Genomic DNA, 24,011 nt, shown 5'->3' with positions numbered 1-24,011 from the left:
TGGATTCGGCAGGCCTCAACAGCTGCCGGTCATCACACTGGGAGGACTACCAATGAAAAACCTGAAACTGGCATCTGTCAGTGCGCTCACCCTTGCCGCCGCATCCGTTGGCAGCACCGCGCAAGCTGAAGATCTGACGCTTTGCTGGGCCGCTTGGGACCCCGCGAACGCTCTGGTCGAATTGTCCAAAGAATTTGAAAGCCAATCCGGCCACACCATGAGCTTCGAGTTCATTCCTTGGCCCAACTTCGCCGACCGGATGCTCAACGAGCTGAACTCCGGCGGCAAGCTTTGCGACCTATTGATCGGCGATAGCCAATGGATCGGCGGCGGGGCGGAGAACGGCCACTACGTGAAGCTGAACGACTTCTTCGACAAAGAAGGCATCTCGATGGACGACTTCGCCGATGCGACAGTCTACGCGTATTCGACATGGCCGAAGGGCACCCCGAACTATTACGCCCTGCCAGCGATGGGCGACGCCAACGGCTGGTTCTACCGCAAGGACTGGTTTGAGCGTGACGACATCCGCGCAGCGTTCAAAGACGCCACAGGCCGCGAGCTGGGCGAGCCAAAGACGCAGAAAGAAATGCTCGAAATCGCGCAATTCTTCCAAGGCCGCGAGATCGACGGCAAAACCGTCTACGGCGCCTCGATCTTCACTGAGCGTGGCTCTGAAGGCATCACAATGGGCATCACTTCGGCGCTCTACCCATGGGGCTTCAAATATGAAAACACCCCGGGAAGCTACGACATGGACGGCGCGGTAAACTCGCCCGAAGCCGTCGAAGCGCTGGAATTCTACAAGGAATTCTACGAAACCGCGACGCCGCCGGGCTACACCAACTCCTACATGGGGGAGAGCCTTGATGCGTTCAAATCCGGTCAGGTCGCCATGGCGATGAACTGGTTTGCGTTCTTCCCAGGGCTCTATGCGGACCCCAACACCGGCGGCGACAAGATCGACTTCTTCGTCAATCCGCCGCAGAACCAGGCCGGGTCCACGTTGGGCGGGCAGGGCATCTCCGTGGTGGCCTATTCCGACAAGCAGGACGCGGCGCTTGAATACATCAAGTGGTTTGCCAACCCCGATGTTCAGGCGAAATGGTGGTCCCTTGGCGGCTATTCCGCGCATAACTCGGTGTTGAACGATCCGGGCTTCAAAGACAGCGCGCCGTTTGCGGGCGACTTCCTGGAGGCCATGGGCTCGGTCCAGGACTTCTGGCAGGAGCCGGCCTACGCCGAACTGCTGCTCGCCATGCAAAAGCGCATGCATGACTACGTGGTCGCCGACCAAGGCACTGCGCAGGAAGCGCTGGACAAGCTGGTCGAGGATTGGACCGAAGTCTTCGAAGACGAGGGCAAGCTGTAACCTCCCTTGATGGCCTTCCTCCTGGAGGCTTTCAAATCGACGGGCGGCCCCGGACTTTTGGTCCGGGGTGTGCCCTCCTTTCCCCCTCACGACCGGATCCTGCGACATGTCTGAGACACCCGTCACCCGCGCAGCAAGTGCCACGCCGCCAGGCGTCGCGCGCAAGATCAAGGGCCTAAGCGACCGCGCCATTGCGTGGATATTCGTTGGCCCCACGATCTTCCTGCTGCTTGCGATCAACATCTTTCCGCTGATCTGGACGATCCAACTCAGCTTCACCGACTACAAGGCCAACCGCATTGGTCGCGAGGTGAAGAATATCGGGCTGCGCAACTACGAACGCATCCTGACCGACAGCGACATCTGGCTGAACATGCAGGCCACGGCGCATTTCCTGTTCTGGACAATCTTCTTTCAGGTGCTCATCGGCTTTACGCTGGCCTACCTGATCAACAAGAAATTCAAGGGCAACGACCTGTGGACCACGATCATCGTGTTGCCGATGATGCTCAGCCCCGCCGTCGTCGGCAACTTCTGGAAATTCCTCTATCAGCCGCAAATCGGCCTGTTCAATTACATCGTCGCCTTCTTCTCCGGCAAGGATCCATCCAGCTTCGAGATGCTCGGCTCGGTACAACTGGCCCCGTGGTCCATCGTGATCGTGGACACATGGATGTGGACGCCCTTTGTCATGCTGATCTGTCTGGCGGGATTGCGATCCATCCCCGACTACATCTACGAGGCAGCCGAGGTCGACCGTGCCTCCAAGCTTCGGCAGTTCTTCACGATCACCATCCCCATGGTGCTGCCCTTCCTGATGCTGGCGGTGCTCTTCCGGGGCATCGAGAACTTCAAGATGTTTGATCTGGTGGTGCAGCTGACGGGTGGTGGCCCCGGTTCAACGACCGAGCTGACTTCGATCAACCTCAAACGCGAAGCGTTTGAAAAGTGGCGCACCGGCTATGCGTCGGCCTACGCAATCATCCTCTTTGTCACCGTCTTCGGGCTCGCCTCGATCTACGTCAAAGCGCTGAACAAGGTGAAGGAGCGGTGATGATGCAGATGTTCGCCAACCCGCTCCACCGGCCCGCATGGGCCGAGCCCGACTTCCCCCACGGGAGGGCTTTCGGAGCTGTCCTTCGCAAAAAACGCGTCTTTGATGCTTTCGGGCGATCCACTTTGAACAATCCTTCCACCCGCCCCCCCGAGGTCGGGCTTGGCCCATGCGGGCCTCATCGTCAGGAATTCGACCAATGAGCAGCTTCTCCGTCACCGAACCCTCCAACCGCGCCAAATGGTTTGCGGGCACGATGGTCATCATCTACGCGCTGGTCACCATGGTGCCGCTCGCATGGATCATGCTCACGGGCTTCAAGTCGCCCGCAGACGCGATCAGCTATCCGCCCAAAGTGGTGTTCGAGCCGACGTTGGAGGGCTACGTCAACCTCTTCACCACCCGCACCCGGCAGACGCCGGAGTTTTTGGAAGCCAACCCGCCACAGAACTGGCGCGATGAGATTGTCCGGCAGTATGACATGGTCATTGTCGGGCCTTCGAAATTCGGCGAACGGTTTCTGAACTCGGTCATCATCGGTTTCGGTTCTACCTTCCTAAGTGTCTTCCTCGGAACGCTCGCGGCCTATGCGTTCTCACGCTTCAAGATACCGTTGGCCGACGACCTGCTGTTCTTCATCCTCAGTACGCGGATGATGCCGCCCATTGCCGTGGCCATCCCGATCTTCCTGATGTACCGGCAGTTGGGGTTGTCCGACACGCATCTGGGCATGATCCTGCTCTATACCGGGGTCAATATCTCGCTGGCGGTCTGGCTGCTGAAATCCTTCATGGACGGCATCCCGCTGGAATATGAGGAAGCCGCGCTGATCGACGGCTACACCCGCTTCCAGGCCTTCTACAAAGTGGTGCTGCCACAGGCCGCAACGGGCATCGCCTCGACTGCGATTTTCTGCCTGATCTTTGCGTGGAACGAATACGCCTTCGCGGTTCTGCTGACCACCGGCACGGCCCAGACAGCGCCCCCATTCATCCCGACCATCATCGGGGTTGGCGGGCTCGATTGGCCTGCGATCGCGGCGGGGGTCACGCTGTTCCTGCTGCCGGTCATGATTTTCACCATCCTGCTGCGCAAGCACCTGCTCAGAGGGATCACATTCGGGGCGGTTCGCAAATGAGTATGACAGCCAAGTGTATGTACGGGGTGTGTACAGGGTGTGTACGCGTTGTGTACGTCGGTTTTCGGTCAAATGAGGCCCCGCTATGAGCACGTTTTTCTCCGGCCTTCTGGCCCTCAAACGGGGCCCATGGGAGTTGGTTGCAACCATCCTCATCGGCCTTGGGGTGTTCATGCTGATGCAGCCGTTTGTGCTGTGGCTCTTCACCTATTCCTTCATCGTCACACTGGTCGGAACGGTGATGTTCATCGTCGTCTCCCACTTCAAGGATTAGCGCCGTGGCCCAGATACAAATCAAAAATATCCGCAAGGATTTCGGCGACTTCAACGCCGTGAAAGAAAGCTCTTTCACCATCGAAGACGGCGAGTTTTTCATGCTGCTTGGCCCCTCTGGATGCGGCAAAACCACGACGTTGCGGATGATTGCAGGGCTGGAACTGCCGACCTCCGGCGAGATCTATCTCGACGGCGAAGAGATCAGCCAGCTGCCGCCCTCAAAACGCGATATTGCCTTTGTTTTTCAGATGTTTGCGCTCTACCCGCATATGAATGTGGGCAAGAATCTCAGCTATCCTTTGGTCAGCCAAGGCATGCCCCGCGCGCAGGTCAAAGCGAAGGTGGAAGAGGTCGCGACCATCCTCGGCATCCAGGACATCCTGAAACGTCCCGTCGGCGGGTTGTCAGGCGGCGACCGTCAACGCGTTGCCCTTGGCCGCGCCATCGTCCGAGACCCCAAAGCTTTCATGATGGACGAACCGCTGGGGGCCTTGGATGCCGAGTTCCGCGAACACATGTCCGTGGAACTCCGCGCGCTGCATGATCGCATGAATGCCACCACCGTGTACGTCACCCACGACCAGCTTGAGGCCATGCAGATGGGCGACAAAATCGTGGTGATGAACAACGCCGTTGTCGAACAATTCGGCACCCCGCAAGAGATTTACGACAAGCCTGCCACCATGTTCGTCGCCGACTTCATCGGCTCTCCGTCCATGAACTTCCTGCATTTTGAAGGAGCAGTTTCGGAGGGCGCAAACACCGTTGATCTGAATGGACAAACCCATGGTATTCCCAAACAAATTCAAGGGGCATCGGGCGGGCTGGTGTTCGGCGTGCGCCCTGAACACATCACTATAACGGACAGCGGCAGCTACCGCGGCGAGGTGCTGGCGACGGAGTATTTGGGCACGACTCAAATCATCACGCTGGACACGCCCAACGGGGAACTGAAAGCCCGTATTGACAGCACCCAGATTGCCACGGTCGGTGAAAAAGTTGGCCTCAGTTTTGACCCCAAAACGGTCACGCTGTTCGACCCGTCACATGGCGGCGCGTTGCGCTCCGAGCTGAACAACGAGGTGCTCTCCCATGGCTGAGGTCGTTCTGAAAAACCTGTCTAAATCATTTGGTAATGATGTTGGTGTAGAAGGCATCACGATGACGATTCCCGACGGGGCTTTCGTTGTCCTCCTGGGCCCCACTGGCGCCGGCAAAACCACAACGTTGCGGCTGATCTCTGGACTTGAAAAAGCCGACGCGGGCGAGGTTTGGATCGGTGGGCGCAACGTCGCCAATGAGACGCCTGCCCAGCGCGATGTGGCGATGGTGTTCCAGCAATATTCGCTCTATCCGCATCTGACGGTGAAGGATAATTTGGCCTTCCCGTTGAAGTCACCCATCCTGAACACGCCCCCCGATGAGATAGAGCGCAAGGTGGCGGAGGTGGCGGATGTTCTGCAGATCAGCCACAAGCTCCACAACAAAGCGACAGAGCTGTCGGGCGGCGAAATGCAGCGCGTTTCCATCGGCCGTGCTTTGGTGCGTGAGCCGTCAATTTACTTGATGGATGAACCACTTAGCTCACTCGATGCGAAACTCAGAACAGACCTGCGGGTTGAATTGAAACGCATCCAGGCCGGCCTTGGTGCCACTTTGCTTTATGTGACACATGACCAGATCGAAGCCATGACTATGGCCACCCATGTGGGCGTGCTGAATGACGGGAAACTGGTGCAATTCGGCACCCCGCGCGAGATTTACGAGAACCCCAACTCGCTTTATGTCGCCAGCCGCCTTGGCCTGCCGCGCATCAATGTGCTGCCCGCTGACTTGTTTGGTGGGACGCCTGATGGCACCGATACGATTGGGCTCCGGCCGGAGCATATCTTGCAAGGCGAGGGGCAGGATGCCGAGATTAAGCGGGTAGAACATCTTGGCGATCAAACGCGACTGCATTTGGATCTGCAGGGCCACCTCGTCACCACCTTGGCCAATGCCGACACAACCTACACGCCCGGTGCACATATCAAGATTGCGCCGAAAGACCCGCTTTGCTTCGACACAAACGGCAACCGCATTCGGTGAGGAGAAAGACATGAGCCAATTCATCAACGCCAAGGAAACCCTGGTCACTGATGCCGTGGACGGTTTGATCGAGACGTCAGGCGGGGCGCTGACGCGGTTGGACGGCTACCCCCATATCAAGGTGGTCTGCCGCGCGGATTGGGACAAATCGAAAGTGGCGCTTATCTCTGGTGGAGGATCAGGGCATGAACCGGCGCATGCAGGGTTCGTGGGCGCGGGCATGCTTACTGCCGCGGTTTGTGGCGAGGTCTTTGCGTCCCCCTCCGTCGACGCTGTGCTGGCGGGTATTCTGGCTGTGACGGGCAAGGCTGGCTGCCTGCTCATCGTCAAGAACTACACCGGTGACCGGTTGAACTTCGGGCTGGCGGCAGAACGCGCCCGCGCGTTCGGTTTGCGGGTCTCGATGGTCATTGTCGATGATGACATCGCTTTGCCGCACCTGCCGCAGGCCCGCGGTGTTGCGGGTACGTTGTTCGTCCACAAAGTATCAGGCGCGCTTGCCGAAAGTGGCGCGGACCTGGATGCAGTCACCAAGGCGGCGCAGGCCACCATCGACAATATGGCCTCTATCGGGACGTCACTGGACACGTGCACCGTGCCTGGCTCGGAAAAGGAAGATCGGATTGCCAAGGGCAAAGCGGAGCTTGGCCTTGGCATCCATGGCGAGGCCGGGGTGGAGCAGGTGGCGTTCACTGACGCCCGGACAGCAATGGATCAGGTGCTGGAAAAGCTGGCTCCCAGGATCGGCAAGGGGCCGCATGTTGTAATTTTGAATAACCTCGGGTCGACCACCCCGTTGGAAATGAGCATCCTCGCCCATGAATTGGCCACCTCGCCCCGCGCGGTGAACATCAAACATGTCATTGGCCCGGCGCCCCTGATGACCTCGCTGGATATGCACGGGTTTTCGGTCTCGATCCTGCCGGTTGGCTCCGACAACATCGCGCAGCTGGAAGCGGACGTCGAGCCCTCGGCCTGGCCTGGGATGAAGGCTATCACGCCGGTCACGACCCGGCCTCTGCCGGACGGGTTAAGCCCGATCAAACCGAACCCATCGGTGAACGATAAAACGCGCAAGGTGCTGGCCGATTGCTGCGACTTGCTGATCTCTTGTGAGGATGATCTGAACACGCTCGACGCCAAGTCAGGCGATGGGGACACCGGGTCCACATTGGCCACGGCAGCGCGCGCGCTGAAAGGGCGGTTGGACGATCTGCCCCTCGCAGACGCGACGCAGCTCTTCCGCGCCATCGGCATTGAGCTGAGCCAGACCATGGGCGGCTCGTCGGGCGTGATCCTCGCGATCTTCTTCGAGGCGTCAGGCGATGCCTGCGCCGGCGGGCTGCCAGTGTCCAAAGCGCTGCTTGCGGGGCTTAACCGTATCAGCCAGGTCGGCGGGGCGACGGAAGGTGATCGCACAATGATTGATGCCCTTGGTCCGGCCCTAAAGGCTATGCCAGACGGCATCGACAAAGCGGCAGCTGCCGCGCGTGACGGCGCTGACGCGACTGCAAAAATGACTCGTGCAAATGCAGGCCGTGCCGCATATGTCCCCGAAGAAAATCTCGTCGGGTTCAACGATCCAGGCGCGGAAGCTGTTGCGCGGCTGTTTGAACAGCTGGCGCGCTAACCCAAAGGACGCAGATGAACAGCGAAAACCGATCAACCCCCAAACCCACGTCGCAAGACGTCGCCCGCGAAGCGCGGGTCAGTTTGGCGACCGTTGATCGTGTCCTCAACAAGCGCGAAGGCGTGCGAAAGGCAACTGTCGAGCGGGTCAATGAGGCCATCGAAAAGCTGGGTTACGTGCGTGACTTGTCCGCTGCCAATCTGGCACGGCAACGCACCTACCGGTTTGTCTTTGTGCTGCCCGACGGCAAGGGCCAATTCCTGACAGGGCTGCGCAACTCGATTGCCGAAGCGGTCAAGAACGCGCTCTATGACCGTATCTCGGCGCGTACCATCCTAATTTCCAGCCGCAACCACACGGCTTTGGTGAAAGAGCTGACCGCGCTGGACCCGGCCGAAATTGACGGGCTGGCCATCATGGCCCACGAGACACCAATTGTGCGTGACACGATTGCCCGCCTGAAAAAGAGCGGCGTTGCGGTTGTCTCCCTCGTGGCGGACCAGCCCAATTCAGAACGGGACCATTTCGTGGGATTCGACAACCGCTCAGCTGGCCGCACCGCTGGCAGGCTGCTGGGGCGCTTTGTGGGCGACCGGGTTGGAAAAGTGGCGGTCGTGGTAACCTCCATGCATGCCCGCGACATGCTGGAACGGCGGTTGGGCTTTGACACCGTGATGACCGAGCAATTCCCGAACCTGACACCGCTGCCCAGCATCGAGGCCTATGACGACCCCGAAGTTGCGCAAGCGCTGACCCGCCGCTGTTTGCAGGAAAACGAAGATGTGGTCGCCGTCTATTCTGTCGGCGCAAGTGTACGCGGCATAGCTGATGCCTTGGTTGAACACAAAGCGCCCGAACGCCTGATCTGCATTGACCACGAGCTGACCGATAATTCCCGTGACCTCTTGGAGGAAGGTGTCCTTGACGCCGTGATCAACCAAAACACCGGCCACCTGGCTCGCAGCGCATTGCGGGTCATGCGCGCCAAATGTGACGAGGCCCCGGTTCTGGCCTCGCAAGAACATATTCGGATCGAAGTCTTAATTCGGGAGAACCTGCCGCCGCGGGTCTGACCCAAGCATCTCAAAAATTGGAGGGACAACATGAAAACGATCAAAGGCCCGGCGCTCTTTCTGGCGCAGTTCGCAGGCGACGAGGCGCCGTTCAATTCATGGGATGCTATCACCAAATGGGCGGCCGATTGCGGCTACAAGGGCGTGCAGGTCCCCAGCTGGGACGCGCGGCTGTTTGATCTGGCCAAGGCGGCTGACAGCAAAGACTATTGCGACGAGTTTAAAGGGCAAGCAGTTGAGAATGGCGTGGAGGTGACCGAGCTTTCCACCCACCTGCAAGGCCAGCTGGTCGCGGTGCATCCGGCATATGACGCGGCCTTTGACGGCTTCGCCGACCCATCCGTGCATGGCAATCCGAAGGCGCGCCAGGAATGGGCGGTCGATCAGGTGATGAAGGCAATATCGGCGTCGGCCAATATGGGCATCAAGAACCATGTGTCCTTCTCTGGTGCATTGGCATGGCCATACATCTATCCATGGCCGCAACGCCCCGCCGGGTTGGTGGAAACGGCATTCGATGAGCTGGCCAAACGGTGGCGGCCCATTCTGGATCATGCTGACGAACATGACGTCAACATTTGCTACGAAATTCACCCCGGCGAGGACCTGCATGACGGCGTCACGTTCGAGATGTTTCTGGAGCGGGTGGACAACCATGCCCGCTGCAACATGCTGTATGATCCCAGCCACTACGTGCTGCAATGTCTCGACTATCTAGACAACATCGACATCTACAAAGACCGGATCAAGATGTTCCACGTCAAGGATGCGGAATTCAATCCGACCGGCCGCCAAGGCGTATATTCCGGCTACCAGCCGTGGGTCGACCGGGCTGGGCGGTTCCGCTCGCTTGGCGATGGACAGGTCGATTTTGCAGCCATTTTTTCAAAGATGGCGGCCAACGACTTTGACGGCTGGGCCGTGGTCGAATGGGAATGCTGCCTGAAACATCCGGAGGACGGGGCACGCGAAGGCGCGCAGTTTGTCAAAGACCACATCATCCGGGTCACAGAGCGCGCCTTTGACGATTTCGCCGACGGAGGAACGGATGAGGCGGCAAACCGCAAAATGCTGGGGATCGGATAAATGGAACGCATCAGACTTGGCATGGTCGGCGGCGGTAATGACGCCTTCATCGGCGGTGTCCACCGCATCGCGTCACGTATCGACGACCGGTATGAGCTGGTCGCAGGGGCCCTCAGTTCAACCCCCGAGAAGTCGCAAGCATCCGGCGAGGCGCTGGGGTTGCCACGCATCTACGGTGACTTCAAAGCCATGGCGATCCGGGAAGCGCGACTGAAGAACGGGATCGAAGCCGTGGCCATCGTCACCCCCAACCACGTGCATTATGCAGCCGCGCGGGAGTTTTTGAAACGCGGCATCCACGTGATCTGCGACAAGCCGCTGACCTCCACACTGGCCGATGCCAAGAAGCTGGTGAAAGCGGCGGAGGCATCTGATGCGCTGTTCATCCTGACCCACAATTACACCGGCTACCCCATGGTCCGGCAAGCGCGGGAGATGGTCGCGGGTGGGGCGATCGGCAAGGTTCGGGTGGTGCAGGTCGAATACCCGCAGGATTGGCTGACCCAGCATGAGGATTTCAAACAAGCCGAATGGCGCACTGATCCAGCGCGGTCTGGGGCTGGCGGGTCCACCGGTGATATCGGTACCCATGCCCATAATTTGGCGCGGTTTGTCACGGGGCTGGAGGTTGAAAGCCTTGCTGCCGACCTCGACGCATTTGTGCCGGGTCGTCAGGTGGACGACAATGGCCACGTCATGTTGCGCTTTGGGGGCGGGGCGAAGGGCATGCTTTGGTGCTCTCAAGTGGCTCCAGGCAATGAGAACGCGCTGCGCATCCGGGTCTATGGTGACAAAGGTGGCCTTGAATGGGCGCAGGAGGACCCGAACTACCTCTGGCATACGCCCTTTGGCGAACCGAAGCGGTTGATCACCCGAAACGGGGCGGGTGCGGGGACCTCAGCCGCCCGGATGAGCCGCATCCCACCGGGCCACCCCGAAGGCTATTTGGAAGCCTTCGCCAACATCTACTCCGAAGCGGCGGAGGCTATCGTGGCGCACAGGAACGGCAAGACCCCAACAGGTGAGGTCACATACCCGACAATCGACGACGGTTTGCGCGGGGTGCAATTCATCGACGCCTGCGTGCGGTCATCCGCGCGCAACGCGGCTTGGGTGAAGCTCTAGTCGGAGGTCGTGAAGTCGATCTGTACTTTGACCGCCTGATTGCGGTCAGAGGCCAATTCAAATGCGGCGGCAAAATCGCCCAGCGGCGTGTTGTGCGTGATCAGCGGCTTCACATCGATTTGTCCGCCTCTCATCAGTTTGACGGCGGTGAAGAATTCGCCATGGAACCGGAATGACCCTTTCAGCACCAGCTCCTTGGCGGTCATGGCTTGCACCGGCAACGTCATGTCCCCCCCAAGGCCAAGCTGAACGATAGTGCCGCGTGGCCGAAGGGCGGGGACCGCTGACGCGACAACGGCGGCCACGCCGGTGCATTCGAACAAAACGTCGAAATGCCCTTTGTCGGCTGAATACTGCTCCAACGCCGCGGGGTCGTCGCCGACGTTGTGGGACATGTCCGCGCCGACCTTACGAGCCATTTGTGTGGTGAAGTCCGTGATGTCGGTGGCGACAACCTCAACCGCGCCAGCGGCGCGCGCGACGATCACGGCCAAAAGGCCAATTGGCCCGCAGCCCGTTACCAGCACCCGTTTGCCCATTAGATCGCCCGCCTGCTTGGCCGCGTGCAAGACCACGGCCAACGGCTCTGCCATGGCGGCTTCTCCGGCGGTCAACCCATCGGCAGGCGCGCATTGCGTGGCGTCGGCAATCAGCGTTTCGCGGAATGCGCCCTGAATATGGGGGAACGGCATGGCCGATCCGTAGAAGCGCATGTTCATGCAATGGTTTTGCGCGCCGCCATGGCAATACTCGCAGGCATTGCACGGGCGCGACGGGGAGACCGCAACCAACTGACCAACCTCATGGGAGGTTACATTTTCCCCAATAGCATCAACGATGCCCGACACTTCGTGGCCCAGAACCATCGGTTCTTTCAACCTGACAGCGCCAAACCCGCCGTGGTTGTAGTAATGCAGATCGGATCCGCAGATGCCGCCGGATTGAAGCCGGATGCGTAGCTGGCCAGATCCAAGGTTTGGCACCGGCTGGTTTTCAAGCCGAAGGTCCTTGGCGGCATGTGCGACGATGGCTTTCATGTGCGTTCCTTGGTCTTGCGGGGTGCTTGCGGATGCAAATAGCACCAGATGACTGGTTCGCCCAAGGCCGCAATTCCTTGCTTGACAGGTGGTGTTATCGGTAACATGTTATCGGTAACATTTCCACAAAGTCAAGCCACGGATGAGGTCCGCCGATGTCAGAACTATTCTCCCTGAAGGGGCGTCGCGCGCTCATAACCGGGTCGTCGCAGGGGATCGGTTTTGCCTTGGCAAAAGGCCTGATCGATGCCGGGGCCAGCGTCGTTTTGAACGGGCGCAACACCGACAAGCTTGCGGCTGCAGCCGCCGCAATCGGAGGAGATACAAAGACCCTCGCCTTTGATGCCACCGACCATGATGCGGTGCGAAAGGCCGTTGACGGGTTCGAAGCCGAACATGGCGCCATCGACATATTGGTGAACAATGCGGGCATGCAGCACCGCACCGAGCTGGAAAACTTCCCGGCAGACGCGTTCGAAAAAATCCTTCAGACCAACGTGGCCAGTGTGTTCCATGTAGGGCAAGCCGTTGCGCGCCACATGATTGGTCGTGGCGCAGGCAAGATTATCAACATAGCATCCGTTCAAACCGCGCTCGCCCGCCCCGGCATTGCGCCCTACACGGCGACAAAAGGCGCTGTTGGCAATCTGACCAAGGGTATGGCGACGGACTGGGCCAAGCACGGGTTGCAATGCAACGCAATTGCGCCGGGCTATTTCGACACACCACTCAACGCAGCACTTGTAGCGGATCCAGACTTCTCAGCGTGGCTTGAGAAACGGACCCCGGCCGGCCGGTGGGGAAATGTTGATGAGCTGGTCGGGGCATGCGTGTTCCTGTCATCCAACGCATCGAGCTTTGTAAATGGCCATGTGCTCTACGTGGATGGCGGTATCACGGCGTCGCTGTGAGCCGCTGTTTCGTTTTGATGGGGGTGTCCGGCTGCGGCAAAACAAGCGTGGGGCAGGCTCTGGCGGCGGATGGATTTGTCGCGTTTTTCGACGGTGACGACCTGCATCCCAAAGAGAACATTGCCAAGATGACGCGCGGCGAGCCGCTGGACGACGCGGATCGCGGGCCATGGTTGGCCAAGGTCGGGCAGACACTTGCCCAGCATGAAGGACCGATTGTTGTTGGTTGTTCAGCCCTGAAGAAACAGTACCGCGATATTATCCGCGCTGAGGTCAAGGAGGACGTCCACTTCCTGCATCTTGATGCACCCAAATCGGTGCTGGTCGACCGGGTCGCCAATCGGCCGGGACACTTCATGCCAAGCTCGTTGTTGGATAGCCAATTTGCGGCCCTTGAACATCTCATGCCTGGCGAGAGCGGCACGCGCATAGACATATCCCAATCCTTCGAAGGAGTGATGCGGCAGTCGAAGGCATATCTGCGGGACACACTTGGATGATCGGGAAAGTTGCAACCTTCGAAGGCGCGCCCAAATGCGGGATTTCAGAACCTCGGGGCGGGCGGCGGTGACGGGTCGGGTCACAATGCGCGATGTGGCGCAGGCAGTCGGGGTGTCGCCGATGACGGTTTCACGCGCCTTGCGCGACGACAAAACCGTCAGTGCGGAGACCCGCAACTTGATCCAGAAGGCGGCGCACGAGCTGGGCTATCGGTACGACACGACGGCGCTTGCGTTTCGCACTCAAAAGAGCGGGTTTGTGGCGATCACCTTGCCGTCGGTCAACAACGCGAATTTTGCGGAAACGTTTCGCGGGCTTTCTGACCGGCTGACAGACAGCGGCGTTCAACTGCTGTTGGGCAGCACAAATTACAGCGTTGAAAGGGAGGAGAGGTTGGTGCGCCAACTTCTCGCCAGAAACCCGGAAGCCATCGTCCTGACGGGCGGCACGCATACAGACGCAACACGGAAGATGTTGGCTGCTGCAAACCTGCCGTTGGTTGAGATTTGGGATTTGCCAAAGTACCCGCTCGGGCATGTGGTGGGATTTTCAAACGCTGATGCGATGGATCAAGTCGTGGCTCATTTGGCAGGCCGAGGCCGCACCAAGCTTGCATTTGTCGGTGCACAGGACGGGGATGATATGCGCGGCGCGGCGCGCCGCGCCGGTGTTATTCGTGCGGCGCGCACGCATGGGCTTGATGAGGTCGAACTTATCAATGCAGGCCCGGCACCTATTTCCATGCGCCAAGGCGCGGCGGCGGTCCGCATAATTGGCCCGGACATTGCCCGGTTCGACGCGGTCCTTTGCGTGTCGGATCCCGTGGCTTTCGGCGTGCTGAGTGAGTGCCGCCGCATGGGGTTATCGGTGCCGGAGGATTTGGCCATCACCGGCTTTGGTCAGTTCGATGTCGCGACGGTATCTGACCCGCGCATCACAACGGTTGGCGTGGACGCGCATGGTATCGGAGTTCGGACGGCGGCGTTGCTACAGAACCTTTTTGATCTGGGCGACGTTGCGCCCCGCTACGTCGATGTTGGATCGCATCTGGTGATCGGTGAGACCAGCTAGCCGATCTGCAGCGGGCAGTTCTGTATGGTGTGAAGCGCATATTTGCGCCACGCTGGGCTAATCCATGAATCCTGGGATGCCCGGCCGAAGAAGAAAGGAAACGAAGATGTTCGGAGTGATCGAGGGGACGGGATTTGAGCCCATTGATCCGCGATTCAACGACTGCCTTATCGGCCACGCACGGGTTGAACGGCTGTGGACCGGCGCGCGCTGGTCGGAAGGCCCTGTCTGGATTGCGGCGGGCCGGTATCTTCTGTGGTCCGACATCCCGAATAACCGCATCCTGCGGTTTGACGAAACCGACGGCTCCGTCTCGGTATTCCGGGACCCGTCGAACAATTCCAACGGTCAGACCGTGGATCGGCAGGGCCGTCTGGTGTCGTGCGAACATCTCGCCCGCCGCGTCACCCGGACTGAGCTTGATGGCTCCATCACTGTGATCGCAGACCGCTATGATGGCAAGCGGCTCAACTCGCCCAATGATGTGGTGATCAAGTCTGATGGCTCCATCTGGTTCACCGACCCAAGCTACGGCATTTTGATGGACTACGAGGGCAACCGCGCCGATAGCGAAATCGGGGCCTGCCATGTCTACCGCGTGGATCCTGACACTGGCGATATCGCGATCGTGGCGGACGACTACATGAAGCCCAACGGGCTGGCTTTCTCTCCAGACGAGAAAACGCTCTATATCGCTGATACCGGCGTCACGCACACCGAAGGTGGGCCCGCCCATATCCGGGCGCATGACGTGTCGGATGGCGGCGCGCTCAGCGGCGGCAAAGTCATTGCCGATTGCACAAATGGCGTTTTCGACGGCTTCCGCCTCGACCGTGACGGCCGCATCTGGAGCTCGGCGGGTGACGGCGTGCATTGCCTGACGGCTGACGGGACGCTCATTGGCAAAATCCACATCCCAGAAATCGTGGGCAATGTCTGCTTCGGCGGTCCCAAGCTGAATCGGCTGTTTATCTGCGGCACGACGTCACTTTATTCTGCCTATCTCAACGTCAACGGCATTTCCCCCGTCTAGAAAAGGCGCATCCCGTGCGATCCGCAATTGGGTGCCCTACCTGGACAGCCTGACAGTTGGCCCTTTGCCTGCCGGCGATTTTCGTAGAACCTGTCTGCCAAGAAGACCGAGGGGGAGACGCCCGTGCCTGCGGAGCAAGATTCAAAAACCAACATTCTGTTCATCATGTATGACCAGCTGCGCTTTGACTATTTGTCATGCGCGGGCCATCCGCATCTGGAAACGCCCAACTTTGACCGGGTGGCAAAACGCGGCGTGCGGTTTTCCAACGCCTATGTGCAGTCGCCCATTTGCGGGGCGTCGCGCATGTGTTTCTACACGGGCCGCTACACGTCGTCCCACGGCGCGCAATGGAACGGGTTCCCGCTGCGCGTCGGTGAACAAACGCTAGGCGATCATCTGCGCCGCCAAGACATGTCCTGCTGGCTGATCGGCAAAACCCATATGAAGGCCGATGCGGATGGTATGGCGCGGCTGGGCCTAAGCCCCGACAGCCAAATCGGCGCGCGGCAGGCGGAATGTGGGTTTGACCCCTGGACCCGCGACGACGGGCTGTGGGGATACGGCCCGGACGGATTCTATGATGAGAAACGCTCGCCATATAACGAATACCTGAAATCCAAAGGCTACCCGTCGGAAAACCCGTGGGCCGATTTTGCCAATGCCGGCGTGGACGAGGCAGGCGATATCGCCTCCGGCTGGATGTTTGCCAATGCTGACAAACCCGCCAACATCCGCGAAGAAGACAGCGAAACCCCGTGGCTGACCCGCGAAACCATCAACTTCATCGAGCAGGCGGAGGATGGTTGGTGCGCCCATGTCAGTTTCATCAAGCCGCATTGGCCCTATATCGTGCCCGCGCCTTACCATGACATGTACGGGCCCAACCACGTCCCCGCGCCGGTACGCCATGATGCGGAACGCGACGATCCGCATCCGGTCTTCGGGGCCTATATGGGCAACAAGATCGCGCAAGCGTTCCAACAAGACGAGGTCCGACAAAAGGTGATCCCCGCCTATATGGGGCTGATCAAGCAATGTGACGACCAACTCGGCGTGCTGCTGGATTACCTGGAAGACAGCGGCCGGTTGGACAAAACCATGATCGTGCTGACCTCTGACCATGGCGACTATCTGGGCGATCACTGGCTGGGAGAGAAAGATCTGTTTCACGAGCCCAGCGTGAAGGTGCCGCTCATCATCTCCGATCCGCGACCAGAGGCAGACGTCTCACGTGGCACCGTGTGCGATGCTTTGGTGGAAAGTATCGACCTCGCCCCGACCTTCGTAGAAGTGGCCGGCGGCAAGGTGCCGGATCACATTCTTGAAGGGCGGTCCCTCCTGCCATGGCTGCGCGGGGAGGTGCCGGACTGGCGGGACTACGCGATCAGCGAGTTTGACTATTCCCCGACCCCCCAATGCGTCAAACTTGGGTTAGAGCCGCGCGATGCGAGGCTCTTTATGGTTTTCGATGGCCGCTACAAACTGATGCATGCCGAAGGTGGCTTCCGCCCGATGCTCTTTGACCTGCAGACCGACCCGGAGGAGTTTCACGACCTCGCCAAAACAGGCGACCATCAGCCGCAGATCGACCAGATGTACGACTACTTGGCTCAGTGGGGCCGTCGCTTGGCGCAACGGGTTACAAAGTCAGAGGATGACATCAAAGCCATGCGAGGCCGCTCCCTACGGCGCGGGATATTGCCGTTCATGGTCGATGGGTCCGAGGTTTCGGCAGAGCTGACGGAGAAATACAACGGCCCCGCGCCGGGCAACTATTTGAAAGACGACACCTCGTCAGGCTCTTAGCGGCACCTCAAGGATCTCACGCGCCTGCTGCCACGTTGCGACGGGGCGTTCGTATTTTTCGCAAAGATCAACGGCCCGGCTGACCAGCGCGGCGTTTGACGGGGCAAGCGTGTCCCGATCCATCCGCATATTGTCTTCCAGCCCCGTGCGGGTGTGCCCGCCTGCGGCAATGGCCCATTCGTTGATCACCACCTGTCCGGGGCCGACGCCCGCCGCACACCATTCGGCCTCTGGCGCGCGGGCTTTCATCGTCTGCACGTAGAAATCGAAGACAGCGCGATCCACCGGCATCGCGTTTTTGACCCCCATGACGAACTGCACATACAGCTTGCCATGCAACAGGCCTTCTTCGCTCATCCTGATGGCCTGCAGGATGTGGCTCAGGTCGAACGCCTCCACCTCCGGTGTCACCTCATATTGGCGCATCTCGGAGGACAGCCAGGCCACCAGATCGGGGCTGTTCTCATAGACCCGCGTCGGGAAGTTGTTGGACCCGACCGACAGCGAGGCCATGTCCGGCTTCAACGGCAGCATGCCGCCGCGTTCATGTCCTGCGCCTGACCGTCCGCCGGTCGAAAGCTGGACAATCATTCCGGGGCAATGCGCCTCGATCCCCTCTTTCAGGGCCGCGAATTTCTCGGGGTCTGAAGTAGGCGTTTGGTCCTCATTGCGCACATGGCAATGCGCGATGCTGGCCCCGGCCTCAAAGGCCGCATGGGTGCTTTCAATCTGCTCGGCTACCGTGATCGGCACCGCCGGGTTGTTTTCCTTTGTCGGAACCGAGCCGGTGATGGCCACGCAGATGATGCAGGGTTTGGTCATGGGGTCTCACATGTCAAAGAAGATGGTTTCCGCGTCGCCTTGCAGGTGGATATCAAACCGGTAGCCCCCATCCGTCTGCTTGCGCCCCATCAACGTGGGAACGCGCGATTGATGCTCAATGCGCGACAGGATCGGGTCCTGGGCATTGGCCTCTGGCTCGTCGTCGAAATACATCCGCGTGTGCAGGCCTACGTTGATGCCGCGTGCGACGATCCAAAAGGTGATATGCGGGGCCTGCATCCGCCCGTCAACGTAAGGCACCGCGCCGGGTTTGATGGTCTCGAACGAAAACTCGCCGGTGGTCATGTCGCAGGCGCAGCGGCCCCAGCCGGTGAAGTTCTTGTCGGCTTTGCCGCGTTCCTCGTGCGCTGCGTTGAACAGCCCCTGCGCGTCGGGTTGCCAGATTTCCACCATCGCGTCCTTCAGCGGCGTGCCGGTGCCGTCAAACACCGCGCCGCTGAGCGTGAACACCTCTCCTTTGACCTTGCCGGTGATCATCGACCCGCCAAGGTCCTCAGGGTACACACCTTCAATGCCCGCAAAGTTTGGCGTGCAGCCGATATGCACGTAAGGCCCCGCCGTCTGTGAAGGGCTCTCTTTCCATGTCTTCACCATGTCACATCCCCTCCCAGCGGTTTTCAAAGAAGGTCTGTCGGCGGCCGCGTAGCACCATGTCGAACGTGTAGACCCGCGCGTCCATGGGCAGGGTCTGCGACATGTCCAACGCGGCGACCAGTGTTTCAACCGCCTCGCGCTGATCAATCGCGCCAACAATAGGACATTGCCAGATCATCGGGTCCCCTTCGAAATACATCTGCGTGATCAGCCGCTGCGCAAAGGCATGGCCCATCAGGGAGAAATGGATATGCGCGGGCCGCCAATCCGCCATGCCGTTGGGCCAGGGGTAGGGGCCGGGCACCACCGTGCGGAACTCGTAGCTGCCGTCCTCCCCGGTGATCACCCGCCCGCAGCCGCCGAAATTGGGGTCAAGCGGCGCCAGATAGGCCTCCTTCTTGTGGCGATACCGCCCACCGGCATTGGCCTGCCAAACTTCCAGCAAAACGCCGGGGAGGCCTTTGCCGAACTCGTCCATCACCCGGCCTTTGACGATGATGCGCGGGCCCAACGCCATTTCGCCCGGCTGGGCAAAGTTGAGCACTAGGTCGCTGTCCAGTGGCCCCATCAGGTCGTGGCCAAAGACCGGAGCCGTTTGCTCGCTCATGGTGGTCGGGAAGGACAACAATGCGTGGCGCGGCGCGCGCGCCACCGTGGTCTTGTAGGCCGGCGTCAGCGCGTCGGGATGCCAGTCGCGGTCGCGTACACGGTAGCCGTTGCCCTTGGGAGGGGTGGTCATGGGTCCTGCTCCATCTCAGCATAGGTTTGTTTGGCCAGCTTCAGAGCTTGGTTGGCGCGTGGCACGCCTGCGTAGATGGCCACGTGCTGGAACGCCTCCAGCACATCCTGCTTGCTGGCCCCGGTGCGCGCCGTTGCGCGGATATGCATGGGAATTTCGTCGAAATTGCCCAGCGCGGCCAGCAGCGCCAATGTCAGCATGGACCGCTCGCGCTGCGGGATGCCGTCGCCCGACCACACGGTGCCCCACGCGCCTTCGGTGATCAGCGTCTGAAACTGGGTGTCCATGTCGGTCTTTGCGGCCTCAGCCCGGTCCACATGCGTGTCGCCTAGCACCGCGCGGCGAGTGGCCATGCCTTGGTCGTAGCGGTCGGTCATCCTCATCTCCCTAGTAGGGTAGGCCTACGTAATTTTGCGCCAGCACGGCCTGCGCATTGGCGTTGTCGCGCAGGAAGGCGACGTCGGCCTGTTGCATCTTGATATCAAACTCTTTCTGGTCGGGGAAACGGTGCAGCAGGCTGGTCATCCACCAGCTGAACCGTTCAGCCTTCCAGACCCGGGCAAGCGCTTTCTGCGAGTACCCCTCAATTCCACTGTTATCGCCGTCCTTGTAATGCGCGATCAAGGCTTGGCTCAGGTAATGCACGTCGCTGGCCGCTGTGTTGAGGCCCTTGGCCCCGGTCGGCGGCACGATATGGGCGGCGTCGCCGCACAGGAACAGTCGGCCCCATTGCATCGGCTCGCACACGAAGGACCGCAAAGGCGCGATAGACTTCTCAATCGACGGACCCGTCACCAGCATCTCGGCATGCTCGGCCGGGATCCGGCGGCGCAGCGCGTCCCAGAAGGCATCATCGCTCCAATTGCGGACGTCGTCGTCCATGGCACATTGTATGTAGTAGCGGCTTAGGTTTGCATTCCGCATAGAACACAGCGCAAACCCCGCATCCGAGCTGGCGTAGATAAGTTCCTCATGCACGGGCGGGGTTTCTGACAGGATGCCAAGCCAGCCGAAGGGATAGACCTTCTCAAACTCCTGGCGTTTGTCCGTGGGAATGGACTGGCGGCTGACCCCATGAAACCCGTCGCACCCCGCGACGTAGTCGCAGTCAATCCGGTGTCCGGTGCCATCCTTTTGATAGGTTACATAGGGTTGATCGGTATCGGCGTCCTTGATCTCGACATTTTCCACGTCGAAGACAAACGCTCCGCCCATCTCTTCGCGGGCGGCGTATAGGTCGCGCGTCACCTCGGTCTGGCCGTAGACGGTGACCGTCTGGCCGGTATGTGCGGCGAAATCGATGCGGATCTGCTCATCACCGTAGGAGATGACTGTGCCGTCATGGGTGATCCCGTCCGCATCTAGCCGTTCCCCCACCCCGGCTGCGCGTAATTGGTCAACCAGCCCGACCTCCAATACGCCTGCCCTGATCCGGCCAAGCACATAGTCTTTGGTCTTGCGCTCCAGTACGACCGAGGAGATGCCCTGCAGATGCAGCAACTGTGCCAGCAGCAGGCCAGACGGCCCTCCACCTACAATTGCGACCTGCGTTCTCATACGTCTTCCTCCCGGTCATGAGCCTGATATGGGAGGTCCTGAATGTAAACGGAAAGATGGCGGCCAGGGTGTTTGACCTCCGGTTTTGTTACCGATAACAATCAGGCGAACACGAGGGAAGTCGCGACACATGGCTCAGTCTGAGATCGGCCTCATTGGCCTTGGAACGATGGGGGCCATGCTGTCCCTGAATATCGCTGAAAACGGGTTCCCGATTTCGGTCTTCAACCGCACCACAGCACGTACGACCGAATTCAAAGCGAATGCTGGCGACCTGGCTGATAGGATCACCGCCTGCGAAACGCTGGAAGAGCTGGTCGCCAGCATCAAATCCCCCCGAGCGATCATTCTGATGGTGCCCGCAGGCGAAATTGTAGATGCACAAATCGCGGCACTGCGCCCCTTTCTGGATGATGACGACATGATCATCGACGCGGGTAACGCCAACTTCCGCGACACCCAGCGCCGCGCCGCTGATGCAGACAAGGCAGGCGTGCCGTTTCTCGGCATAGGCGTTTCAGGCGGCGAAGAAGGCGCGCGGTTCGGCCCGTCCATCATGGGCGGCGGTCCCAAGGAGGCGTGGGACCATGTGGCCCATATTCTCACCGCTATCTCCGCAAAATACGAAGGCACAGCCTGCGCCACCTGGATGGGCAAAGGCGGGGCCGGGCATTTCGTCAAAGCGGTGCATAACGGCATCGAATATGCCGACATGCAGATGATTGCAGAGACCTACGGCATTATGCGCGACGGCCAAGGCATGACCGCGCAACAATGTGCCGCTGTTTTCGACGCTTGGAACGATGGCGTCCTTCAATCTTATCTGGTTGAAATCTCAGGCAAGGTCTCCGCCGCCTCAGACGATAGCGGCGCGCCGATGCTCGACATCATCATGGATAAGGCCGGGCAAAAGGGAACCGGCCGCTGGACTGTGATCGAAGCCCAGCACCTCGGTGCTCCCGTACCTGTGATCGAAGCCGCAGTCGCGGCCCGCAACCTGTCTGCGCTGAAATCTCAACGCGAACAGGGGGAAGCCGCCTATGGCGCGGCCCCTGTCGCATTGGCCGATGGCGCGTTGTCGGATGACGATCTGGAGCAAGCGCTGATCGTCGGCAAGATCATGTGCTACGCGCAAGGCTTCGCGCTGCTCAACGCAGCAAGCGCGGAATTCGGCTGGGATCTTCCCATGCCCGAGATCGCGCGCGTCTGGCGCGAGGGCTGCATCATCCGGTCTTCCATGCTCAACGACATGGCAAGCGCGTTGACCGAGGCCCCGGACGGCAACCTGCTGTTTGCGCCGTATTTCTCGGACCTTATCCGTCGGAACGAGCCGTCTTTGCGTAAAACGGTGACAACCGCGCTCGCCCATGGGCTGCAAGTCCCGGCGCTGTCGGCGGGTCTCGCCTATTTCGACGCGATGCGCACGGGGCGGTCGACTGCCAACTTGATCCAGGCGCAACGCGACTTCTTTGGCGCGCATGGGTTTGAACGCACCGACAAAGATGGCAAGGGTTTCCACGGGCCGTGGGGCGGCCAGCTTTAGCGCGCGAGCTTCGCCACCTTTTCGTGGCAATGGCAGCTGACAAGGTGGTCGTTGACCAGCCCAGTCGCCTCCATGAAGGCGTAAACAATGGTCGGGCCGCAGAACTTGAACCCCTCTTTCTTGAGGTCCTTTGACACCCGTTTGCTCAGTTCAGTCTCAGGCGGAACCTCGTCCACGGTGCGGAACTGGTTTTGCAACGGTTTGCCGTCCACATATTTCCATAAGAACTGGTCAAACCCTTCGCGCTGTTCGATCACCTGCCAAGCCCGCGCGTTGCCGATGGTGGCCTCGATCTTGCCACGGTGCCGGATGATGCCGGCGTCGCCAAGCAGCCTGGTGACCTCAGGTTCGCCCCAGCTGGCAATGACATTGGGGTCAAACCCCTCAAAGGCGGCGCGGAAGTTGTCGCGCTTCTTGAGGATGGTGATCCAGCTCAGACCCGCCTGAAATCCGTCGAGAATCAGCTTCTCCCAAAGGGTGCGGCTGTCATATTCGGGGACGCCCCATTCGGTGTCATGGTAATCTACGTAAATTGGTTCCAGGCCGCACCAGCCGCATCTCTCTGTCATTTTGGCATTGCTTTCAAAGGGTTTGATCGTTGCTGGGCAGTTTAGTCGAATTAGAACAAAATTGGAACATTAACCCGACCTTAATCTGCGGGCTATTAGGTGATCCCGTCACTAATCGGAGTAAGCGGACGTGTCGGAGAACCAGGATTGGGCCATTGCGGACAACCCGCTTGCCGCAGCGGTCCAGCAGCGCGATGCCGACATGCTGCAGATGGTGCGCCATGGCCTGGAAACCCGCAACGTCATGCTCGCATTTCAGCCGATTGTGCAGGCCGCAAATGTCGGTGTCCCCGCGTTTTACGAAGGCCTGATCCGGGTGATGGATGATACGGGGCGGGTCATTCCTGCGCGCGACTTCATCTCGGCCATTGAACCGCTGCCGGAGGGGCGCATCATAGATTGTTTGGCGCTTGATATGGGGTGCAATGCGTTGATGGAAAACCCAAGTCTGCGGTTGTCCATCAACTTGTCGCCGCGAAGCATCGGCAACCCTCAATGGGAACAGGTGCTAGAAACGGCGCTGGGGCAGGATCCGACCCTGGGTGAGCGCCTTATCCTCGAAATTACGGAAGCGTCGGCGATGGTCATGCCCGACGCGGTCGTCAACTTCATGGACCGTATCCACGACAAGGGCATCTGCTTTGCGCTTGATGATTTCGGCGCCGGATACACGGCGTTCCGGTATTTCAAGGATTTCTACTTTGATCTGGTCAAGATCGACTGCGGCTTCATCCGCAACATTGATCGCGACCCGGACAACCAGATCCTCACCGAAGCGCTGGTCTCCATCGCGCAGCATTTCGACATGTTCACCGTCGCCGAAGGCATTGAAGCTGCGGCGGAGGCGGAATATCTGATCGGTGCTCAGGTTGACTGCCTGCAAGGCTACCTCTTCGGGGCGCCGAAACTCAGATTGCCCGAAAATGCCAAAGGTTCCTTTTCCCGCGCAGGGTAGGTCAACG

General features: G+C 59.8%; 24 protein-coding genes. 17 read left to right on the top strand and 7 right to left on the bottom strand.

Annotation, left to right across the window (positions count from 1 at the left end; all coding sequences use genetic code 11):
- The first annotated feature begins 52 nt into the window (after positions 1-52).
- From Q0899_RS10880 to Q0899_RS10835, 10 genes are all read left to right on the top strand, one after another.
- Positions 53-1,372, top strand: a complete 1,320-nt coding sequence (locus tag Q0899_RS10880) for an extracellular solute-binding protein (protein WP_298293666.1) — start codon at positions 53-55, stop codon at positions 1,370-1,372.
- 106 nt (positions 1,373-1,478) lie between these two features.
- Entirely contained in the window at positions 1,479-2,426 is a 948-nt protein-coding gene (locus Q0899_RS10875) for a carbohydrate ABC transporter permease (protein WP_298293664.1), read from the top strand.
- Positions 2,427-2,625: 199 nt separating this feature from the next.
- Positions 2,626-3,564: a carbohydrate ABC transporter permease gene (locus Q0899_RS10870; protein ID WP_299192775.1), complete on the top strand. Its 939-nt coding sequence runs from the start codon at positions 2,626-2,628 to the stop codon at positions 3,562-3,564.
- An 85-nt stretch (positions 3,565-3,649) separates the two neighbouring features.
- Positions 3,650-3,838 carry a hypothetical protein gene (locus Q0899_RS10865; protein WP_298293660.1) on the top strand — a complete coding sequence of 63 codons (189 nt, stop codon included), beginning with the start codon at positions 3,650-3,652 and terminating at the stop codon, positions 3,836-3,838.
- A gap of 4 nt (positions 3,839-3,842) precedes the next feature.
- On the top strand, positions 3,843-4,940 hold the full coding sequence (locus Q0899_RS10860) for an ABC transporter ATP-binding protein (RefSeq protein ID WP_298293658.1): 1,098 nt from the start codon (positions 3,843-3,845) through the stop codon (positions 4,938-4,940).
- On the top strand, positions 4,933-5,928 hold the full coding sequence (locus tag Q0899_RS10855) for an ABC transporter ATP-binding protein (protein ID WP_299192772.1): 996 nt from the start codon (positions 4,933-4,935) through the stop codon (positions 5,926-5,928). Before Q0899_RS10860 ends, Q0899_RS10855 begins: the two co-directional genes overlap by 8 nt.
- A gap of 10 nt (positions 5,929-5,938) precedes the next feature.
- Complete coding sequence (locus tag Q0899_RS10850) at positions 5,939-7,558, top strand: dihydroxyacetone kinase subunit DhaK (RefSeq protein ID WP_299192770.1); 1,620 nt, start codon at positions 5,939-5,941, stop codon at positions 7,556-7,558.
- A 14-nt stretch (positions 7,559-7,572) separates the two neighbouring features.
- Positions 7,573-8,631 carry a LacI family DNA-binding transcriptional regulator gene (locus Q0899_RS10845; protein ID WP_298293651.1) on the top strand — a complete coding sequence of 353 codons (1,059 nt, stop codon included), beginning with the start codon at positions 7,573-7,575 and terminating at the stop codon, positions 8,629-8,631.
- Between the two features lie 30 nt (positions 8,632-8,661).
- Positions 8,662-9,717 (top strand): sugar phosphate isomerase/epimerase, encoded by a 1,056-nt coding sequence (locus tag Q0899_RS10840; protein ID WP_298361901.1) that lies wholly within the window; start codon positions 8,662-8,664, stop codon positions 9,715-9,717.
- Positions 9,718-10,842 (top strand): Gfo/Idh/MocA family oxidoreductase, encoded by a 1,125-nt coding sequence (locus tag Q0899_RS10835; RefSeq protein ID WP_299192767.1) that lies wholly within the window; start codon positions 9,718-9,720, stop codon positions 10,840-10,842.
- Here Q0899_RS10835 and Q0899_RS10830 read toward each other — a convergent pair.
- Positions 10,839-11,879 carry an L-idonate 5-dehydrogenase gene (locus Q0899_RS10830; protein ID WP_299192765.1) on the bottom strand — a complete coding sequence of 347 codons (1,041 nt, stop codon included), beginning with the start codon at positions 11,877-11,879 and terminating at the stop codon, positions 10,839-10,841. The genes Q0899_RS10835 and Q0899_RS10830 overlap by 4 nt on opposite strands.
- A 155-nt stretch (positions 11,880-12,034) precedes the next feature.
- On the opposite strand from Q0899_RS10830, the gene Q0899_RS10825 reads away from it, so the two are divergent.
- From Q0899_RS10825 to Q0899_RS10805, 5 genes are all read left to right on the top strand, one after another.
- Positions 12,035-12,790 (top strand): SDR family oxidoreductase, encoded by a 756-nt coding sequence (locus Q0899_RS10825; RefSeq protein WP_298293644.1) that lies wholly within the window; start codon positions 12,035-12,037, stop codon positions 12,788-12,790.
- Complete coding sequence (locus tag Q0899_RS10820) at positions 12,787-13,290, top strand: gluconokinase (RefSeq protein WP_298361893.1); 504 nt, start codon at positions 12,787-12,789, stop codon at positions 13,288-13,290. Before Q0899_RS10825 ends, Q0899_RS10820 begins: the two co-directional genes overlap by 4 nt.
- A gap of 34 nt (positions 13,291-13,324) precedes the next feature.
- On the top strand, positions 13,325-14,362 hold the full coding sequence (locus Q0899_RS10815) for a LacI family DNA-binding transcriptional regulator (RefSeq protein WP_299192762.1): 1,038 nt from the start codon (positions 13,325-13,327) through the stop codon (positions 14,360-14,362).
- Between the two features lie 106 nt (positions 14,363-14,468).
- Positions 14,469-15,395 carry an SMP-30/gluconolactonase/LRE family protein gene (locus tag Q0899_RS10810; protein ID WP_299192759.1) on the top strand — a complete coding sequence of 309 codons (927 nt, stop codon included), beginning with the start codon at positions 14,469-14,471 and terminating at the stop codon, positions 15,393-15,395.
- Between the two features lie 123 nt (positions 15,396-15,518).
- Complete coding sequence (locus Q0899_RS10805; protein ID WP_299192757.1) at positions 15,519-17,204, top strand: sulfatase-like hydrolase/transferase; 1,686 nt, start codon at positions 15,519-15,521, stop codon at positions 17,202-17,204.
- Here Q0899_RS10805 and Q0899_RS10800 read toward each other — a convergent pair.
- Genes Q0899_RS10800 through pobA form a run of 5 tightly spaced genes read right to left on the bottom strand, consistent with a single transcriptional unit; the run spans position 17,193 to position 20,937 of the window.
- Complete coding sequence (locus tag Q0899_RS10800; RefSeq protein WP_298361882.1) at positions 17,193-18,026, bottom strand: 3-keto-5-aminohexanoate cleavage protein; 834 nt, start codon at positions 18,024-18,026, stop codon at positions 17,193-17,195. The genes Q0899_RS10805 and Q0899_RS10800 overlap by 12 nt on opposite strands.
- Positions 18,027-18,032: 6 nt before the next feature.
- Positions 18,033-18,641: a protocatechuate 3,4-dioxygenase subunit alpha gene (pcaG, locus tag Q0899_RS10795; protein WP_299192754.1), complete on the bottom strand. Its 609-nt coding sequence runs from the start codon at positions 18,639-18,641 to the stop codon at positions 18,033-18,035.
- 1 nt (position 18,642) lies between these two features.
- Complete coding sequence (gene pcaH / locus Q0899_RS10790) at positions 18,643-19,380, bottom strand: protocatechuate 3,4-dioxygenase subunit beta (RefSeq protein ID WP_298293630.1); 738 nt, start codon at positions 19,378-19,380, stop codon at positions 18,643-18,645.
- Positions 19,377-19,757 (bottom strand): 4-carboxymuconolactone decarboxylase, encoded by a 381-nt coding sequence (pcaC, locus tag Q0899_RS10785; protein ID WP_299192752.1) that lies wholly within the window; start codon positions 19,755-19,757, stop codon positions 19,377-19,379. The genes pcaH and pcaC overlap by 4 nt, the downstream gene beginning before the upstream one ends.
- A gap of 10 nt (positions 19,758-19,767) precedes the next feature.
- Positions 19,768-20,937 (bottom strand): 4-hydroxybenzoate 3-monooxygenase, encoded by a 1,170-nt coding sequence (gene pobA, locus Q0899_RS10780; RefSeq protein ID WP_299192750.1) that lies wholly within the window; start codon positions 20,935-20,937, stop codon positions 19,768-19,770.
- A 130-nt stretch (positions 20,938-21,067) separates the two neighbouring features.
- Here pobA and gndA point away from each other — a divergent pair, with 130 nt between their 5' ends.
- Complete coding sequence (gndA, locus tag Q0899_RS10775; RefSeq protein ID WP_299192749.1) at positions 21,068-22,480, top strand: NADP-dependent phosphogluconate dehydrogenase; 1,413 nt, start codon at positions 21,068-21,070, stop codon at positions 22,478-22,480.
- Here gndA and Q0899_RS10770 read toward each other — a convergent pair.
- Positions 22,477-23,049, bottom strand: a complete 573-nt coding sequence (locus Q0899_RS10770) for a DNA-3-methyladenine glycosylase I (RefSeq protein WP_298293622.1) — start codon at positions 23,047-23,049, stop codon at positions 22,477-22,479. The genes gndA and Q0899_RS10770 overlap by 4 nt on opposite strands.
- A 130-nt stretch (positions 23,050-23,179) precedes the next feature.
- Here Q0899_RS10770 and Q0899_RS10765 point away from each other — a divergent pair, with 130 nt between their 5' ends.
- A complete protein-coding gene (locus tag Q0899_RS10765; RefSeq protein ID WP_298293620.1) occupies positions 23,180-24,004 on the top strand; it encodes an EAL domain-containing protein in 825 nt (274 codons plus the stop codon).
- Positions 24,005-24,011: the final 7 nt, after the last annotated feature.

The organism is uncultured Litoreibacter sp., assembly GCF_947501785.1.
In the GTDB taxonomy this organism is placed as follows: Bacteria; Pseudomonadota; Alphaproteobacteria; order Rhodobacterales; family Rhodobacteraceae; genus Litoreibacter.
The sequence above is the reverse complement of the archived record's forward strand: the minus strand, read 5'-3'. Positions and strand labels throughout refer to the sequence as shown.